This window comes from Nocardioides sp. NBC_00368, assembly GCF_036090055.1.
In the GTDB taxonomy this organism is placed as follows: domain Bacteria; phylum Actinomycetota; class Actinomycetes; order Propionibacteriales; family Nocardioidaceae; genus Nocardioides.
Genome location: NZ_CP107970.1, coordinates 993,942 through 1,009,307 on the forward strand (window position 1 = coordinate 993,942; position 15,366 = coordinate 1,009,307).

The 15,366-nt window shown below is 69.1% G+C and carries 15 protein-coding genes; 5 read left to right on the forward strand and 10 right to left on the reverse strand.

All coding sequences use genetic code 11. The features are described from left to right. Positions 1 to 6: 6 nt before the first annotated feature. Both OG984_RS04660 and OG984_RS04665 read right to left on the reverse strand, forming a co-directional pair. Positions 7 to 447 carry a hypothetical protein gene (locus OG984_RS04660; protein WP_328530472.1) on the reverse strand — a complete coding sequence of 147 codons (441 nt, stop codon included), beginning with the start codon at positions 445 to 447 and terminating at the stop codon, positions 7 to 9. Then, positions 434 to 805: a hypothetical protein gene (locus tag OG984_RS04665; protein ID WP_328530473.1), complete on the reverse strand. Its 372-nt coding sequence runs from the start codon at positions 803 to 805 to the stop codon at positions 434 to 436. The genes OG984_RS04660 and OG984_RS04665 overlap by 14 nt, the downstream gene beginning before the upstream one ends. Positions 806 to 1,091: 286 nt before the next feature. Between OG984_RS04665 and acnA the strand changes: the two genes are divergently transcribed. Together acnA and OG984_RS04675 are read left to right on the forward strand one after the other, a co-directional pair. After that, positions 1,092 to 3,779 (forward strand): aconitate hydratase AcnA, encoded by a 2,688-nt coding sequence (acnA, locus tag OG984_RS04670; RefSeq protein WP_328532323.1) that lies wholly within the window; start codon positions 1,092 to 1,094, stop codon positions 3,777 to 3,779. A gap of 185 nt (positions 3,780 to 3,964) precedes the next feature. Continuing rightward, complete coding sequence (locus OG984_RS04675) at positions 3,965 to 5,014, forward strand: hypothetical protein (protein ID WP_328530474.1); 1,050 nt, start codon at positions 3,965 to 3,967, stop codon at positions 5,012 to 5,014. 88 nt (positions 5,015 to 5,102) lie between these two features. Here OG984_RS04675 and OG984_RS04680 read toward each other — a convergent pair whose 3' ends face one another. Together OG984_RS04680 and OG984_RS04685 are read right to left on the reverse strand one after the other, a co-directional pair. Next, a complete protein-coding gene (locus OG984_RS04680; protein ID WP_328530475.1) occupies positions 5,103 to 5,789 on the reverse strand; it encodes a hypothetical protein in 687 nt (228 codons plus the stop codon). Continuing rightward, positions 5,786 to 6,013, reverse strand: coding sequence for a hypothetical protein (locus OG984_RS04685; RefSeq protein WP_328530476.1), 228 nt, complete (start codon positions 6,011 to 6,013; stop codon positions 5,786 to 5,788). Before OG984_RS04685 ends, OG984_RS04680 begins: the two co-directional genes overlap by 4 nt. A gap of 177 nt (positions 6,014 to 6,190) precedes the next feature. Here OG984_RS04685 and OG984_RS04690 point away from each other — a divergent pair, with 177 nt between their 5' ends. Then, on the forward strand, positions 6,191 to 6,493 hold the full coding sequence (locus OG984_RS04690; RefSeq protein ID WP_328530477.1) for a thiamine-binding protein: 303 nt from the start codon (positions 6,191 to 6,193) through the stop codon (positions 6,491 to 6,493). Positions 6,494 to 6,545: 52 nt separating this feature from the next. Beyond that, entirely contained in the window at positions 6,546 to 6,842 is a 297-nt protein-coding gene (locus OG984_RS04695; RefSeq protein WP_328530478.1) for a hypothetical protein, read from the forward strand. Between the two features lie 112 nt (positions 6,843 to 6,954). Here the strand turns inward: OG984_RS04695 and OG984_RS04700 are convergent, their stop codons facing one another. The 4 genes from OG984_RS04700 to OG984_RS04715 all read right to left on the reverse strand — a co-directional run bounded on the left by OG984_RS04700 (position 6,955) and on the right by OG984_RS04715 (position 12,846). Next, the gene (locus tag OG984_RS04700) at positions 6,955 to 7,446 is read right to left on the reverse strand and encodes a (2Fe-2S)-binding protein (RefSeq protein WP_328530479.1); all 492 of its coding nucleotides are present in this window, start codon (positions 7,444 to 7,446) and stop codon (positions 6,955 to 6,957) included. A gap of 11 nt (positions 7,447 to 7,457) precedes the next feature. Then, positions 7,458 to 9,779, reverse strand: coding sequence for a molybdopterin cofactor-binding domain-containing protein (locus OG984_RS04705; RefSeq protein WP_328530480.1), 2,322 nt, complete (start codon positions 9,777 to 9,779; stop codon positions 7,458 to 7,460). Between the two features lie 225 nt (positions 9,780 to 10,004). Continuing rightward, complete coding sequence (locus OG984_RS04710) at positions 10,005 to 11,495, reverse strand: long-chain-fatty-acid--CoA ligase (protein ID WP_328530481.1); 1,491 nt, start codon at positions 11,493 to 11,495, stop codon at positions 10,005 to 10,007. Positions 11,496 to 11,520: 25 nt separating this feature from the next. Next, on the reverse strand, positions 11,521 to 12,846 hold the full coding sequence (locus OG984_RS04715) for an MFS transporter (RefSeq protein WP_328530482.1): 1,326 nt from the start codon (positions 12,844 to 12,846) through the stop codon (positions 11,521 to 11,523). A 148-nt stretch (positions 12,847 to 12,994) separates the two neighbouring features. On the opposite strand from OG984_RS04715, the gene OG984_RS04720 reads away from it, so the two are divergent. Next, positions 12,995 to 14,227 (forward strand): PucR family transcriptional regulator, encoded by a 1,233-nt coding sequence (locus OG984_RS04720; RefSeq protein WP_328530483.1) that lies wholly within the window; start codon positions 12,995 to 12,997, stop codon positions 14,225 to 14,227. Here the strand turns inward: OG984_RS04720 and OG984_RS04725 are convergent. Both OG984_RS04725 and OG984_RS04730 read right to left on the reverse strand, forming a co-directional pair. Then, positions 14,224 to 14,436, reverse strand: a complete 213-nt coding sequence (locus tag OG984_RS04725) for a hypothetical protein (RefSeq protein ID WP_045547195.1) — start codon at positions 14,434 to 14,436, stop codon at positions 14,224 to 14,226. The two genes, OG984_RS04720 and OG984_RS04725, sit on opposite strands and share 4 nt — an antisense overlap. A 49-nt stretch (positions 14,437 to 14,485) precedes the next feature. Next, the gene (locus tag OG984_RS04730) at positions 14,486 to 15,313 is read right to left on the reverse strand and encodes a hypothetical protein (protein WP_328530484.1); all 828 of its coding nucleotides are present in this window, start codon (positions 15,311 to 15,313) and stop codon (positions 14,486 to 14,488) included. Positions 15,314 to 15,366 lie beyond the last annotated feature (53 nt).

Sequence of the window (15,366 nt, forward strand, 5' to 3'; positions counted from 1 at the left end):
GCGGCGCTACCGGCGCGCTCGCTCCTGCTCGTCCACGATGATCTGCAACGCCATGGTGGGGTCCTCGGAGAGGTCGGTGATCAGCTGACGGCGGTCCAGGACGGCCTCGTCGAGGTGAGGACCCAGGGTGCCCAGCAGCTCACCGGTCGTCGTGGCCGGCATCGCGTTGAGCATCCGGGTGCCGCGCCGGCCGGAGCTGGGTACCACGCGCGCCAGTGCACCGGCGACCGACCGGGTCGCCTCCGCGAAGGGTGCGGTGATCTGATCAGTGATCGGGCTGAGCCAGTTCGCGGCACGCTCGGCCTCGGCACGGGACGTGCGCGCCTTGAGGTCTCCGAGACGTACGTCCTCCAGGGCCCGCTCGAGGCGACGCTGCTCCGCGAAGGCGAGGCCGACGACGACGGCGGAGGCGACGGCGCCGAGCAGCGCGAGGCTAGCGACCAGCATGGACCTTGACCTCGGCCACGACGCCCTCGTCGGCGAGCCGCTCGCGCAATGACTCGGCGGCCTGGTCGTAGACCATCTTCGAGAGCAGCGCCGGGCGCACCTTGTGCAGCATCGTGGCCGCCTTGGTCTGGGCGGAGGCGAGCTCGAGCGGGTTGAGGATGCGGATGCTCAGCACCCGTTCCTCGGGCGGGAGCTCGGCGTAGGCGGTCCGTGGCGCCGAGATGTCGGCCTGCTCCAGGCGCCACAGCAGGCCGATGGTCTCGGCACGCAGCGCCTTGTTGGCGCGCCGGAGGCGCCAGGCGACAGCGGCGGCGGCCACGGCGACCACCAGCGCCACGACGGCGATCAGGGTGCTCAAGGCTCTCCTCGCATCACTTCGTGCCCGACGAGTTCGCGGCCCGACGGGTGGCCCGGTCGGACCAATCATGGAGTATCCGAGGATCGCTGTCAGCGGCGGTGGTCACAACACGGCGCGCCGGGTGATTCGAATTGTCGTTCGACATCATGTATCTTGATATCAAGAGATCGGGCGAGCGATCGCCGCAAAAGGTTAGGTGAGCCTTTGTTTTCCCGGCGCGGGTAGCCGGGGCAGGATGGGCTTCAAAGACTTGAGAACGTACGTCACTGTGGACGCGAGCAAGGAGATGAACGCGTTGGCCAGCAAGGACAGCTTCGGTGCCAAGAGCACCCTGGACGTGGACGGTAAGTCCTACGAGATCTTCCGCCTGGATGCGGTCAAGGGTGAGGGCCTCGACGTCGCGTCGCTGCCCTTCTCGTTGAAGGTGCTGCTGGAGAACCTCCTGCGCACCGAGGACGGCGCGAACATCACCGCCGACGACATCAAGGCGCTGGCGGGCTGGGACGAGACCGCCGAGCCCGACAAGGAGATCCAGTACACGCCGGCGCGCGTGATCATGCAGGACTTCACCGGCGTGCCCTGCATCGTCGACCTGGCCACCCTGCGCGAGGCCGCGGCCGAGCTCGGTGGCGACCCGACCAAGATCAACCCGCTCTCGCCCGCCGAGATGGTCATCGACCACTCCGTGATCGCCGAGGTCTTCGGCACGCCGGAGGCCTTCGAGCGCAACGTCGAGATCGAGTACGAGCGCAACCGTGAGCGCTACCAGTTCCTGCGCTGGGGCCAGACCGCCTTCGAGGACTTCAAGGTCGTTCCGCCGGGCACCGGCATCGTCCACCAGGTCAACATCGAGCACCTGGCCCGCACGGTCTTCACCCGTGAGGTCGACGGCGAGCTGCAGGCCTACCCCGACACCTGCGTGGGCACCGACTCCCACACCACCATGGTCAACGGCCTGGGCGTCCTCGGCTTCGGCGTGGGCGGCATCGAGGCCGAGGCCGCGCTGCTCGGCCAGCCGGTCTCCATGCTGATCCCGCGCGTGGTCGGCTTCAAGCTCCACGGCGACCTGCCCGAGGGCTCGACCGCCACCGACCTGGTGCTCACCATCACCGAGATGCTGCGCAAGCACGGTGTGGTCGGCAAGTTCGTCGAGTTCTACGGCGCCGGCGTGACCGCGCTGCCGCTGGCCAACCGCGCCACCATCGGCAACATGTCGCCGGAGTTCGGTTCCACCATCGCGATCTTCCCGGTCGACGAGGAGACCATCAACTACCTCAAGCTCACCGGCCGCTCCGAGGAGCAGCTGGCCCTGGTGGAGAAGTACGCCAAGGAGCAGGGCCTGTGGCACGACCCGGCCGCCGAGCCGCGCTACTCCGAGACGCTCGAGCTCGACCTCTCCACCGTCGTCCCGAGCATCGCCGGCCCGAAGCGTCCGCAGGACCGCGTCGAGCTCACCGACGCCAAGACCTCCTTCGAGGGTCACCTGCCGACGTACACCTCCAAGACCGACGCGAAGATCCCGGTCAAGCTGGCCGACGGCACCGAGTTCGAGCTGGAGAACGGCGCGGTCACGATCGCCTCGATCACCTCCTGCACGAACACCTCCAACCCGTCGGTCATGATCGGCGCCGCGCTGCTGGCGAAGAAGGCCGTCGAGAAGGGCCTGACCCGCAAGCCGTGGGTCAAGACCACCCTGGCGCCGGGCTCCAAGGTCGTCACCGACTACTACGACAAGGCCGGGCTCACCCCCTACCTGGAGAAGGTCGGCTTCAACCTCGTCGGCTACGGCTGCGTGACCTGCATCGGCAACTCGGGCCCGATCATCCCCGAGGTCTCCGCCGCGGTGAACGACAACGACCTCGCCGTCGTCTCGGTCCTCTCCGGCAACCGCAACTTCGAGGGTCGTATCAACCCCGACGTGAAGATGAACTACCTCGCGTCGCCGCCGCTGGTCATCGCCTACGCCCTGGCCGGCAACATGAACATGAACCTGTTCGAGGACGCGCTGGGCCAGGACCAGGACGGCAACGACGTCTTCCTCAAGGACATCTGGCCGACCCCGGCCGAGGTCGAGGAGACCATCGCCACCGCGATCTCCTCCGACATGTTCACGAAGGACTACGCCGACGTGTTCGCGGGCGACGAGCGCTGGCAGAACCTGCCGACCCCGACCGGTGACACCTTCACCTGGGACGAGGAGTCGACCTACGTCCGCAAGGCTCCCTACTTCGAGGGTATGGCCAAGACCCCGGCGCCGGTCACCGACATCGAGGGTGCGCGCGTCCTGCTGAAGCTGGGCGACTCGGTCACCACCGACCACATCAGCCCCGCGGGCAACATCAAGAAGGACTCGCCCGCCGGCAAGTACCTCCTCGAGCACGGTGTCGAGCAGCGTGACTTCAACTCCTACGGCTCGCGCCGAGGCAACCACGAGATCATGATCCGCGGCACCTTCGCCAACATCCGGATCAAGAACCAGGTCGCCCCGGGCACCGAGGGTGGCTACACCCGCGACTTCACCCAGCCCGACGCTCCGGTCAGCTTCATCTACGACGCCGCCCAGAACTACGCCGCTGCCGGCACCCCGCTGGTCGTCCTCGGCGGCAAGGAGTACGGCTCCGGCTCCTCGCGCGACTGGGCTGCCAAGGGCACCTCGCTCCTGGGCGTCAAGGCCGTCATCACCGAGTCGTTCGAGCGCATCCACCGCTCCAACCTCATCGGTATGGGCGTCATCCCGCTGCAGTTCCCGGCGGGGCAGAACGCCGACAGCCTCGGTCTGACCGGTGAGGAGACCTTCTCGATCTCCGGCATCACCGCGCTCAACGAGGGCGTCACCCCGAAGACGGTCAAGGTCACCACCGACACCGGTGTCGAGTTCGACGCGGTCGTCCGCATCGACACCCCCGGTGAGGCCAACTACTACCGCAACGGCGGCATCCTGCAGTACGTCCTGCGCAGCCTGGTCAACAACTGACCCAGCTGTCGAACGGCCCGTCATCCGCGAGGGTGGCGGGCCGTTCGCGGTCTTGTCGGTACGACGGGGAGTTCTGCAGGGGTTACCGGCGCGTAACCCCTGCAGAACTCCCCGTCGTACCTGCGGGTCGGGGACCCTGTGGATAACTTCAGCGGGAATTTTCCGATCTGGGTGATGATCCCGGCATGTCTGTTCCCGCGGATCGCTTCGAGCCACCGGCCTTTCATGAGGGCCGGCCTGGGCTCGTACGTCCTGTGCCCGTCGACCCCGACGGCAAGGTCGGGCCGACGCGTGGTCAGGCGGCTGGCAAGGGGTGGCGACGGACGAGTCGCGGCCACTACCTGCCTGCGCGGTTCGCCGCCGAGACCGCCGAGCAGCGGATCGTCGAGGCCGCGGTCGCGCTCGGTGCGGACGACGCGGTGACCGGGTGGGCAGCGCTTCGGTGGCTGGGCGCGGCCGAGTTCGACGGCGTCGAGCTCGATCTCGAGCTGCCGGTCCCGCTGCTGGTGGACGACCATCGCATGGATCCTCCGCCGGGCGCGTTCATCACGGCCGAGCGGCGTCAGCGCGACGATCGGCGAGTCGTCGACGGTCTGCCGGTCACGCATCCGCTGCGGTCGGTCTGCTTCGAGATGAGGTTTGCGCCCACGCTGGTGGCGGCCGTGAAGATCTTCGACATGGCGGCGCAGTCAGACCTCGTCTCGAAGCGGGAGGCCGAGACGTACGTCCGGCGCCTGTCCGGTTGGACCGGTGTCGGTCGATGCCGTGAGGCGATCGCACTCGGCGACGAGAACACGTGGTCGCGGATGGAGACCGAGATGCGTCTGCTCTGGCGCGAGATCGGGTTGGTCGACGTGGTCAGCAACCATCCGGTGTTCGACGCGGCCGGAAACCACATCGGTACGCCGGACCTGCTCGACCTCGACCACGGCGTGGTCGGGGAGTACGACGGTTCGCTCCATCTCGAGGGGAAGCAGCGTGCCAAGGACATCCGCCGCGAGGGTGCGTTCCGTCGCCTGGGTCTGGAGTACGTGACCATGGTCGCTGCCGACCGTCGCGACCCTGCCGACTTCCTGCGACGCACGCGGGACGCGTGCCGGAGGGGAGGCCGCGACCGGTCCGACCGCTGGACGGTGACGCTGCCCGCGTGGTGGGTCGCAACGACGACGGTCGAGCAACGCCGGGCCCTGACCTCCGAGCAGCGCTCGAGGATCCTCGGCCGGCGGGCGGGCTGACCCGAATCGATACGACGGGGAGATCGGCATGGGTTACTCCGCAGTAACCCATGCCGATCTCCCCGTCGTACCCGGAGGTGGCGGCCCCTCAGGTCAGCGACGCGATCCGGGCGCGGCTGTCTTCGCTCAGCGCGAGGAGCAGTGCGTCGAATGCGTCGCTGTGGTCGGGGCCGGCCGCCGCGATCTCGGTCACCGTCTCGTCGGGCAGGCCGGCGAGGAGGGGGTCGATCACCGAGGGCTCGTCGATGAACAGCGCGAGCCGGAGGATCTCTGCGCCCGAGGCGCCGTCGACGACCTTCAGCGAGGTCTCGGGGCCCACGACACCGGTGAACCTGGCCAGGGTCAGCAGATGACCGTCGGCCAGGAGCCGGCGGCCGACGTCGACGACCAGGCCACGGTCGAGCCTGGCGATGATCGCCTCGACACGGCTCGGGTCGAGGTGGACGGAGAGCTCGGCGAGGAACTCCGGCTTCAGGTGGCCGGCCAGTTTCGCGGCGTCGGCCGGATCCATCACCGCGGCCACCCGGGCGCTGAGCATGGGGCCCATCGCGATCTCGGTGATCTTCGCGGTGACGGCGGCCGGGAGCTTCTTGCTGACCGCGGCCAGCCCCTTCACCCTGGACTCGTGACGGCTGAACATGGCGTGCGAGACGATCCCACGCAGGTCGCGGAGGTCGTCGGGGGAGGTGGTGGCGAGGAAGGCGAGCTCGGCCTCGTCCACGTGCATCTCGTGGGCGAGCTTGGTGATCTCGAGCGCGCTGGTCAGAGCGGTCATCGGCTGCCTCCGAGCATCTTCTGGACGACCCCGCGCAGCATCTTCGGCACCAGCTTCAGCGCCTCGTCGAGGGAGGCCTCGAACGCCTTGTCCTCCGCGATCATCGCGCCCTGGGTCAGGTCGTTGAACCGGGCCAGCTGCTCGTCGTCGTACGCCGCCAGCGGCGCGAGCCGCGTGGCCGGCACGCCGAGCGTGGCAGCGAGCCGGTCGAGTCCCTCACTCATCGATTCCTCTCTCGCCGGAAGTGGCACCTTCGGCCCCCGGCGGCGCCACTATATGCAGGCCGCCCGAGTGTTTGGATAGTGTTTCGACATGCACGCAGCGTCGTCGATCGCCCGGGCGACGGGCGACGACCCCGATGGCTCGGTGGCCGTCTGTGTCGCGAAGTGGGAGGAGACCCGATGCTCGTAGCGTTCTCTGTCGCGCCGAGCGGCACCGGCCGCGCCGATGGTTCCGTGTCCGACGCCGTCGCCGCGGCGGTTCGCGTGGTGAGGGAGTCAGGGCTCCCGAACCGGACGGACGCGATGTTCACGACGATCGAGGGCGACTGGGACTCCTGCTTCGACGTCGTGAAGCGGGCGACCGAGGCGGTCGCTCCCTACGGGTCACGAGTGTCCCTGGTCCTGAAGGCGGACATCCGCCCGGGCTACGAGGGCGAGCTCGACGCCAAGCTCGAGCGGCTCGAAGAGGCGCTGGAGGACTGACGGCCGGCCCTCGCGATTCCGGGGGGCCGAGAAGGTCGAGGACAATCGACCCATGGTCGAATTTCTCCTCGCCGTCACCTTCGCGTGCGGGCTGGTCGTGGCTGTCGCCCACGTCATCAACAGTCGCTTCGTCGCACCCGTCTACGACGTCGTGGCGAACCTCACCGGCTTCGTGTGCGCCGTGGCTGCCTCGACACTGCTCCGCCACTGGATTCCCGCGTTGCTCGCCGCACTCGCCGTCTGCTGCTGGCTGGCGCTCGCGCTGCGTACGCTCGGGGCCATCCGCCGTCGGCAGCCGCTTCTGGGACAGGCGCCCCCTCATCAAGACTCCCGCGTCAGCGGCCACTGACCGAAGCGGTTGACCGGGCTCGGGCGTCTGCGCGGGTCCGGCTGGTGCTCCGGGCCGACATCCGGCCCGGTCGCACCAGCCAGCTCACCGCGAAGGTCGAGCGGACCGAGGATCAGAGCCCGCGGGCCATCGCGTCCTGTCCGGTCTTGATGGCCTCCCGGATCCGGGAGTAGGTGCCGCAGCGACAGACGTTGCGGATCGTGTCGAGGTCGGCCTCGGTGATGGCACGGCCCTCCGCGCGGACCTTGTTGACGAGGGCGACCGCGGTCATGATCTGGCCGGGCTGGCAGTAGCCGCACTGGGCGACGTCGTGCTCGAGCCAGGCCTCCTGCATCGGGTGCAGGCCGTCGCCTGGTGCCGTGTCGGCCAGGCCCTCGATGGTGGTGATCTCGTCGTCGGCGTCGATGTCGGCGACCCGCACCGAGCAGGGGTTGAACGCCTTGCCGTTGATGTGGGACGTACAGGCCTTGCAGACGTTGATGCCGCAGCCGTACTTCGGGCCGGTGACACCGAGGACATCGCGAAGCACCCACAGGATGCGTACGTCGTCCTCGACGTCGACGGTGACGGTCTCGCCGTTGAGCTGGAAGGTGTGTGAAGGCATCGCAGGGGACCTCAGAACGTGTAGGCGAGGCCGTCGGTCGGCGACTCGGGGACGGACGGGATGAAGGACTTGGGCTTGAAGTGGAGCGGCTCGTGGAAGTTGATCGGGAACTCCGTCGGCATCTCACCGGTGGCCCGGGCGTAGGCGCAGGCGACGGCGGCCATCGAGGCGGCCACACCGGCCTCACCGACCCCGCCGGGCTGGCTCCCGTGCGACTCCATCACCTCGCACTCGAACTCGAACGGCGTGTTCCACTGCCGGGTGTAGGCCGAGTTGTCCCAGCTTGCCTCCAGGAACTGACCGTCGACCAGGTGGTTGCTGTAGGTCAGCGCCTGGCACATCCCGTCGGAGAAGCCGCCCATCATCTGGGCCTTCACCCCGGCCGGGTTGATCACCAGACCGACGTCGGCGACCACGACCGCCTTGGTGACCCGAGGTCCGGTGACGGCGTCGCGCACCTCCCGGTTGACCGTCTCGGGGCGGCAGTCGATCTCGACGAGGACCGCGGTGGCGCCCTTGTACTCCTTGTGGATGGCGATGCCCTGCGCCGTGCCGGCGGGCATCGAGCGTCCCCAGTCGCCGAGCTCGGCGGCGCGGTCGAGGACCCGCTTGACGACGTCGCTCTTGAGGTAGTTGCGCCGGAACGTGACCGGGTCCTGCTTCAGCTTCTTGGCGAGCTGGTCGACCATCAGCTCGCTGGCGGTGGCGACGTCGGGGGAGTAGATGTTGCGCACCGAGCTGGTGTTGAACCGGTCGACCTCCGGCTTCGGCTCGTTGAGCAGCTGCGTGACGACCCCGAAGTTGTAGGGCATCTCGGTCGCGAGCAGGAAGATCGACTCCGAGAAGCTCAGGTTCGACAGGCCGGTCGGCAGCGCGGCCACCTCGGCGGTCAGTCGCTCCCCGAGCCCATGGGTGAAGTCACAGGCGACACTGGCGTGGCGCTGCTCGAAGGTGAGCACGCTGCCGGCCAGCACCGTCGCCCGGATCTGCGAGACGGCCATCGGGTGCACCCGGCCCTGGCGCGGCTCGTCGGCGCGGTGCCACATCAGCTTGACCGGCGCGCCGAACTCCTTGGACGCGTGCGCGGCCTCGACCGCGGCGTCGCTGAACAGCTTGCGTCCGAAGGAGCCGCCGCCCTGGACCACGTTGACCGTCACGTCGGTCTGCGCGAGACCGAGAGCCTTGGCGATCCTGCCCTGGGCGTCGATCGGCGACTTCAGACCGCCCCAGACGGTGGCCTTCCCGTCGCGTACGTCGGCGACCGCGCAGTTGGGCTCGAGAGCCGAGCCGCTGCGGAAGTGGAAGGTGAACTCTCCGTCGACCGAGGTGGCGCCGACCTTGGGCACCGCGAGCGGGATCTGTCCGGCCCTGAGCTCGGCCTGGATGTCCTTGGCCGACATGGTGGTCACGGTGCCGGAGTTCCAGGTGACGTCCAGCGCGCGTACGGCGTCGATGCACTGACCGAAGGTCTTGGCGCGGACCGCGACGCCGGTCGGGATGATCGCGACGTGGGTGACGCCGGGCATCTTCTCGACCTCGCCCTTGTTCCTGATCTTGTCCGGGGTGCCGTTGAGCTCGGGCGCCCGGCAGACCATCGTGGGCAGCGCGCCCGGGATGTCGAGGTCCATCGCGAACTTCTTCTTGCCGGTGACGGCCGCGCGCGCGTCGACGCGGCGGTGCGGCTTGCCGACGACGGTGTGCTCCGAGGTCTGCTTCAGCTCGACCTCGACCTTCTCGGTCGTCGGCTTAGCCGCCTTGGCGGCCGCCTCGCCGTAGGTCACCGAGGACCCGTCCGGAGCGCTGATCACGCCACCCTTGGAGGTCAGCTGCGCGACCGTGCCCCCGAGCATGATCGCGGCCGCTTCGAGCAGCGCCTTACGAGCGATCGCGGCGGCCACGCGGACCGGGGTGTACATCGAGATGATCGTGTTGGAGCCGCCGGTCAGCTGGTTGAAGAGCAGCTCGGGGCGGGCCGGGGCCAGCGTGACGTGCACGTGGTCGACCGGCAGGTCCAGCTCCTCGGCGATCAGCATCGAGACGGCCGTGGTGATGCCCTGGCCGACCTCCATCCGGGGCAGCGCGAAGTGGGCGTGGCCCTTCTCGTCGACCTCGATCGCGATCAGGTTCGACGTCGGCGCCGCGCAGTGGGTCAGGAAGTCGTTGAGGTCGTAGAGCTCGGGGATCTGGGGCACCGACGGGATCGGTGCCGCCTGGGCGGCGGAGGGCGTCAGGCCCAGGTCGGCGGCGGCGATCAGGGTCGCGCCTCCGATGACGTATCCGACGAACGAGCGTCTGGAGACCCGAGACGGGCCCTCAGCGGGATGGTTCTCCATGGTGTGTTCACTCCTGGTGGGCAGGCCGAGAAAGATGTGACCCTCGACACATAGCACCATTCAGCAGCCGCAGCGCGTTTGGGAAGGGCGCGTCGGGAAATGTGTGAGGTCGCTATAAATCGCCTGGTGACGGGCTATATATGGATCTGATGCCTGGCGGGGTATCAGTTCGTCGAGGGGTTCCGGCGCCGGGTTTCTGGCGCCGGCTTCAGGTGCGGTGCGAGGTCAGGAAAGGTCGCTCGGAGGGTCGACCTCGCGGCGCAGGATCTTGCCGGTCGGACCCTTGGGCAGCTCCGACATGATCCAGACGTGACGGGGGTACTTGTACGCTGCGACCCGCTCCTTCACGAAGGCCCGGATCTCCTCGACCGAGGCCGTCGCGCCAGGCTTCAGCGATACCGCTGCGCCGACCTCCTCGCCGAGCGCGGGATGGGGGACGCCCACGACGGCTGCCTCGGCGACGGCCGGGTGCTCGTAGACGACCTCCTCGATCTCGCGGGGATAGACGTTGTAGCCGCCGCGGATGATCAGCGACTTCTTGCGGTCGACGACGTAGTAGTAGCCGTCGTCGTCGCGCCGGCCGAGGTCGCCGGTACGCAGCCAGCCGTCGACCACCGTCTCGGCGGTGACCTCGGGCAGCTGCCAGTAGCCCTTCATCACGTTGGGTCCCTTGACGAGGATCTCGCCGACCTCGCCCGGCGGGGTCTCGCTGCCGTCGTCGGCGACCAGCTTGAGCTGAACGTCGCGGACCGGGACGCCGACCGAGCCGGCCCGGCGTTCGATGTGCGGGTGGTTGAAGCAGGCCACCGGCGAGCTCTCCGAGAGGCCGTAGCCCTCGAGGATCGTGCAGCCGAACGTCTCCTCGAACTTGTGGAGCAGCTCCACCGGCAGCGGTGCCCCGCCGCAGATGCAGGTACGCAGGCTCGAGACGTCGAAGGAGCCGGCGTCGGCGGCGTGCAGCATCCCGGCGTACATCGTCGGGACGCCCTCGAAGACCGTGACCCGGTCCCGGCCGATCACCTCGAGCGCGGCCATGGGGTCGAAGCGGGGGATCAGGGTCAGGCAGGCGCCGGCCTGGACCGCGGTGTTGAGGCCGCAGGTGAGGCCGAACACATGGAAGAGCGGCAGGCATCCCATCACCACATCCTCGGGACCGACCTCGATCAGGGTGTCGCGGGTGACCGCGGTGTTGCCGCCGAGGTTGTCGTGGGTGAGCTCGGCTCCCTTCGGCCGGCCGGTGGTGCCGGAGGTGTAGAGGATCACCGCCGTGTCGGCCGGCGTACGCGGCACCGCCCGGCTCGTCGTGATGGCCGGCGGCACGTGCGCGCCGCCGGGGGCGACGGTGACGGCGGTCGCGCCCTGGGCGGCCGCTGCTGCGTACGCCTCGTCGACGAGCTGCTCGTCGACGAAGAGGAAGCGGGCGCCGGAGTCCTCGAGGTAGAACTCGATCTCGCGGGACTTGAGCAGCGGGTTCATCGGCACGACGATCCCGCCGGCGAGGAGCACGCCGTAGAAGTGCACCGGGAAGGCCGGCACGTTCGGTAGGACCAGGCCGACCCGGTCGCCCGGCTCCAGACCCTCCGCATTCAGCCACTGCGCCACCGCCGAGGCCTGGGCGAGGAGGTCGGTGTAGTCGAGCACGTCGTCGTCGAGGCGGACGGCCGGCCGGTCCGGATACCGCTGCGCCGCATCGATCAGGTGGGTTGCGAGATTCATCAGGTGACTCCTGCGGGGTCGGGGTTCAGGCCGTCGCGGCCGGGGTGACGGGATCGGTGTCGAGGGCCTGGCCTCGGGTCTCGCGCAGGGCGATGAGGCAGGCCGTGCTGAGCACGGCGAGCGCGGTCACGAACCCGGCGAGCCCGCTGGTGCCCCAGCGCTCGAGCAGCGCGCCGCCGATCACGAGCGGCAGCGCTCCGCCGATGATCCCGGCAAGGTTGTAGGCCATTCCCGCCCCGGTGTAGCGGTACTCGGCCCGGAACAGCTCCGGAAGGTACGCAGCGGCCGGCCCGTAGGGAATGCCGATGGCGATCATCAGCACCGTCAGCGCGATGGCGAAGGACGCGGCGTTGCCAGGCGTCAGGATCGCGAACGCCACCGGGCCGGCGACCAGTCCGAAGACGGTCCCGCTCATCAGCACCGCGCGTCGTCCGATGCGGTCCGAGAGCACCGCGGACCCGATCACCGCGAGGCAGAGCACGAGGCCGGCCACCATGTTGGCGGTGAGCATCTGGTTGAGGGTGAGACCAAGGCCGTTCTCCTCGGGCGGCTTGGTGGCGATGCCGCCGAGGAAGACGATGGCGAGGTAGAAGGCCCCGAAGGTCATGGCGAGCATCCCGCCGCCGAGCAGCACCTGCTTCCACTGGTCGCGCAGAGCGGCCGCGAACGGGAACGACACCGTGGCCCTGGAGGCGGTGACCTTCGAGAAGGAGGGCGTCTCGGCGATGTTGAGCCGAACCCACAGGCCGAGCCCGATGAGCACGATGCTGATCAGGAACGGCACCCGCCAGGCCCACTGCTGGAAGGCGGCAAGGCCGATCACCTGGATCGTGAGAAGGAACGTGCCGCTGGCGATGATCACCCCGAGGCCGGGGCCGAGCTGTGGGAACAGGCTGTAGCGTCCGCGCTTGCCCGCGTCGGCGTACTCGGAGGTGAGCAGCGCCGCGCCGGCCCACTCGCCGCCGAGCGCGGTGCCCTGCGTCGCCCGCAGGAGCACCAGCAGCAGCGGCGCCACCGCGCCGATGGCGGCGGCCGTCGGGATCAGGCCGATCGCGAAGGTCGCTCCGCCCATCATGAGCAGTGTCGTCACCAGGGTGCGCTTGCGGCCCAGCCGGTCGCCGAAGTGCCCGAACACCACGGCGCCCAGCGGGCGGAAGACGAAGGCGACCCCGAACGTCGCGACTGCTGCCCAGGTGCCGGCGGCGGTGCCGAGCGAGGGGAAGAAGAGTGGTGCGAAGACCAGCGCGGCGGCATAGCCGTAGATGAGGAAGTCGTAGAACTCGATGGTCGTGCCGACCAGCGATGCCATCGCGATCCGTGACATCGACCGGGTCTGGGTCGTTGTGCTCATGTGCCTGCCTCTGTGTCCGTCCTGCCGAGTGCGACAGGATGTCGGGTGTGACAGACATCACTGTGCGGGCGATGACGGTGTCGGGACCACGAGTACGAGCCACAGACCTTGTTGTGGTTCGCCCACAAACGTCCGCAGGGAGGTCGTGATGAGCAGCGAGCCGATCAAGCGCATCGTCGCGGGCGTCCGGGAGGGTCTCCCCGACACCGTCGAGCTCTTCCTGACGCGCACCTGGGAGCAGGTCCCGGCCTACGCGGCCAGTTCGGACCCCAACCTGCGAAGCGATGTCGCCCGCCACGCCGAGGCGGTCTTCCGGGCGGTGCTGATCACCCTCGAGGAGGGGCGCGCCGCCGTGCGCGAGGACTTTCCCCAGAGCGCCGGCCAAGCGGCCAACCGCGTCCGTCAGGGAGTCGCGCTCGCCGACTTCCTGCAGGCCTTCCGCCTCGGTCAGGTCGCCCTGTGGGAGCGCATCGTCGACATCGCCGCCGACGACCCGGAGACCAGCCGCGCGGCGCTGCTCACGGCCTCCCACGTGATGCAGGTGATCGAGGTCGGCAGCACGGTCGCCGCCGAGGCCTACCTCGACACCCAGCAGCTCGAGCTCGCCGAAGGTGACCGGATCCGTCGAGACCTCGTGGAGGATCTCCTGGCCGGGCGCGAGGTGCCGGCGGGTCCGAGGCTCGATGTCGCCCGCAAGTGCGGCCTGGAGCGCGACGGACGGTCGGCGGTGATCATCGCTGTCCCGGTGCGTCCGCTGCGCGTCGGGCAGAGCCTGCGCGAGGCGCTCCGGATCGTCCGCACCGAGCTCGGCCCGGCGCAGGAGGGCGTCGCAGTGATCCAGCAGGAGCAGATGGTCGGGATCCTGCCGGTGGCCACCGACGACGTGCAGGCACTCGTCCCCGACCTACGCCGGGTGCACCGTCAGCTCGCCCGGCAGGGCATCGATCTCGCGGTCGGTGTCAGCACCGTCCATGTCGGGTGGTCATCCGTCCCGGCGGCGTACGCAGAGGCGGGGATCGCCCGCGACTCCCTCGGGGACGAGCCCGGGGTGGTCGCGCTGCCGATGCTCTCGACCGTCGACTACCTCGTCCTGCGCGAGGACCCGACCGTGCGCCGACTCATTCGCCCCGAGCTGCGTCAGTTCATCACCGAGGATCTCGCGCGTGACGGGGCGATGATCGAGACGATGCTGGCCTACGTCGCCAGCGACCTCAACGCCAAGCTGGCCGCCGAGCGTCTGCACATGCATGTCAACACGGCCTACTACCGGCTCGAGCGGATCGCCGAGCGCACCGGCTGTGATCTGCGCCGGTTCGCCGACGTCGAGGAGCTCGTCTTCGCGATCAGGCTCCTGACCGAGCCGCGGGGCGCGAGGGCCTAGACCGCGGCCGGCTTCCGGCCGTAGAACCAGTACACCGCCGCACCGAGCAGGTTGGTGCTGCCCCACAGTCGCCACAGGAGCCGCGGTCCGCGGATCTCGTCGTCCGAACGCTTCTGCAGGTCACGCAGGATCACCGGGGCGACGGCCGCCTGGGCGGCGAGCGCGCCGGTGGTCAGGATCGCCTTCTTCTGCTTCTTGGTCAGTGCCATGACGCCAGTCTTTGCCTTGGTTTGCCTTGCGTCAAGCACCCTACGCCCCTCAGGTCGAGGATCGTGCCCACGGCGGGATCACGACGATGCCCTCGATCGGGAAGGTGCCGTCGCGGTCGCGCCGGAGCCACACCGGGCCCAGGCGCTGGGTGCGCATGGAGGCCTGCCACATGCTGCGGCGGTTGACGTTGTTCCCGCCGTCCTGGCCGAGGACGATCTGCTTCGTCCCCGTCGAGTTCATGCCGATGATCCGCGGCGTGAATCCCCAGTAGGCGGTGGTCGAGTACGGCGCAGGCCGTCCCAGGACCCAGACGTCGCTGCCCCTGGGGACGTGCCGCAGGATCAGCTGGCCGCCGCCGTCTATCTCAGACGCGACGCCGTGCCAGAACCTCGTCGCGCGGACCGTCTTGACCACGCCCCTGCGCTCGAGCTGGTTGTCGTCGAAGAAGCGCGCGATGCATGTCGTGTAGCCCCATGGCCCGACGCGTCCGGCAGCATCCACGGCCCGGGCGCCGACGCACGACGCCTGGCCCTGGTTGAGGCCGATCGTGATCTGACCCGTCCGCCACGTCGAGGTCAGCCCGACGCGCTGCAGGTGCGACGGGTACGTCCATGCGCGTCGGCTCGTCGAAGTGAGGGGCGTCTTCGAGACCCGCACCTGGACGTACGCCGGCCTGCCCCCGTCCTCCAACTCGCTGCCTTGATAGGCCTCGTAGGTGATCTTGAAGCTGGACGCGAGGGTGAACGGGTAGATCGGCCGGGCCACGGTCTGGACGCTGGGTCCGGACGTGGCGGCCTGTGAGCCTGACGAGGGGCTCAGGGTCGCCAGCGCTGCTACGGCCATGGCCGTTGCGACGCGCAGTGTTCGGGGGGTCATGCGCCGGAGGGTATCCCGTGAGGACGCCTGCAGCTGGTGTTTCACCCTGTTTG

Bases quoted from the DNA above. Each gene is read 5' to 3' on its own strand.
- OG984_RS04715 (WP_328530482.1), bottom strand. From the start codon at position 12,846: ATGAGCACAACGACCCAGACCCGGTCGATGTCACGGATCGCGATGGCA.
- OG984_RS04690 (WP_328530477.1), top strand. From the start codon at position 6,191: ATGCTCGTAGCGTTCTCTGTCGCGCCGAGCGGCACCGGCCGCGCCGAT.
- OG984_RS04660 (WP_328530472.1), bottom strand. From the start codon at position 447: ATGCTGGTCGCTAGCCTCGCGCTGCTCGGCGCCGTCGCCTCCGCCGTC.
- OG984_RS04675 (WP_328530474.1), top strand. From the start codon at position 3,965: ATGTCTGTTCCCGCGGATCGCTTCGAGCCACCGGCCTTTCATGAGGGC.
- OG984_RS04685 (WP_328530476.1), bottom strand. From the start codon at position 6,013: ATGAGTGAGGGACTCGACCGGCTCGCTGCCACGCTCGGCGTGCCGGCC.
- OG984_RS04725 (WP_045547195.1), bottom strand. From the start codon at position 14,436: ATGGCACTGACCAAGAAGCAGAAGAAGGCGATCCTGACCACCGGCGCG.
- acnA (WP_328532323.1), top strand. From the start codon at position 1,092: ATGAACGCGTTGGCCAGCAAGGACAGCTTCGGTGCCAAGAGCACCCTG.
- OG984_RS04710 (WP_328530481.1), bottom strand. From the start codon at position 11,495: ATGAATCTCGCAACCCACCTGATCGATGCGGCGCAGCGGTATCCGGAC.
- OG984_RS04695 (WP_328530478.1), top strand. From the start codon at position 6,546: ATGGTCGAATTTCTCCTCGCCGTCACCTTCGCGTGCGGGCTGGTCGTG.
- OG984_RS04730 (WP_328530484.1), bottom strand. From the start codon at position 15,313: ATGACCCCCCGAACACTGCGCGTCGCAACGGCCATGGCCGTAGCAGCG.
- OG984_RS04720 (WP_328530483.1), top strand. From the start codon at position 12,995: ATGAGCAGCGAGCCGATCAAGCGCATCGTCGCGGGCGTCCGGGAGGGT.
- OG984_RS04705 (WP_328530480.1), bottom strand. From the start codon at position 9,779: ATGGAGAACCATCCCGCTGAGGGCCCGTCTCGGGTCTCCAGACGCTCG.
- OG984_RS04680 (WP_328530475.1), bottom strand. From the start codon at position 5,789: ATGACCGCTCTGACCAGCGCGCTCGAGATCACCAAGCTCGCCCACGAG.
- OG984_RS04700 (WP_328530479.1), bottom strand. From the start codon at position 7,446: ATGCCTTCACACACCTTCCAGCTCAACGGCGAGACCGTCACCGTCGAC.